This is a genomic window from Streptomyces bungoensis (assembly GCF_001514215.1).
Lineage (GTDB): Bacteria > Actinomycetota > Actinomycetes > Streptomycetales > Streptomycetaceae > Streptomyces > Streptomyces bungoensis.
Window position 1 is genome coordinate 19294 of the sequence record NZ_KQ948885.1, and the last position, 805, is coordinate 20098.

The 805-nt window shown below is 69.8% G+C and carries 1 protein-coding gene; it reads left to right on the top strand.

What is annotated here, in order from left to right; genetic code table 11:
• The coding region (locus tag AQJ66_RS35865; RefSeq protein WP_167359214.1) for a ketoacyl-synthetase C-terminal extension domain-containing protein at positions 1-805 on the top strand (805 nt) is incomplete at both ends.

The window sequence follows — 805 nt, forward strand, 5'->3', positions numbered from 1 at the left end:
TACGCCGCTGGGTGACCCGATCGAGGCGCAGGCGTTGCTGGCGACCTACGGCCAGGACCGTGAACACCCGCTCCTGCTGGGTTCGTTGAAGTCGAACATCGGTCATGCGCAGGCGGCTGCGGGTGTGGGCGGTGTGATCAAGATGGTGCTGGCGATGCGGCACGGGGTGCTGCCCCGGACCTTGCACGTGGGGGAGCCGTCGTCGCACGTGGACTGGTCGGCGGGTGCTGTCAGTCTCCTCATGCAGGAGCGGGAGTGGCCGGCCGGCGACCGTCCGCGACGGGCGGGTGTGTCGTCCTTCGGGATCAGCGGCACCAACGCCCACGTCATCCTCGAACAGGCCCAGGAGCAGTCGGCCCAGGACGCGGATCCCGAGCGGGAAAACCTCCCCGCCAACCACCGGACCGTTCCGCTGCCGCTGTCCGCAGCCGGCCCCGACGCACTGCGTGCGCAGGCCGCCCGGCTCGCCGCTCTCCTCTCGGAGGACGACCGACGCACACCCGCCGACATCGGGCTGTCCTTGACGACCACCCGAGGCTCATTGGATCACCGTGCCGTGATACTGGCCGCCGACCGGGACGAGCTTCAAAGCGGCCTGAACGCCTTGGCAGCCGGTGCCTCCGACCACCGCCTCTACGTTGGTGCCGCCGAACGCTCGAGCCGGCGCCTGGCCTTCCTGTTCGCGGGGCAGGGCTCGCAGCGGCTGGGCATGGGGCGGGAGCTGTACGAGACGTACCCGGTGTTCGCCCAGGCCTTCGACGCGGTCGACGCTGAACTCCCCTTCAACCTGCGTGAGGTCGTCTTT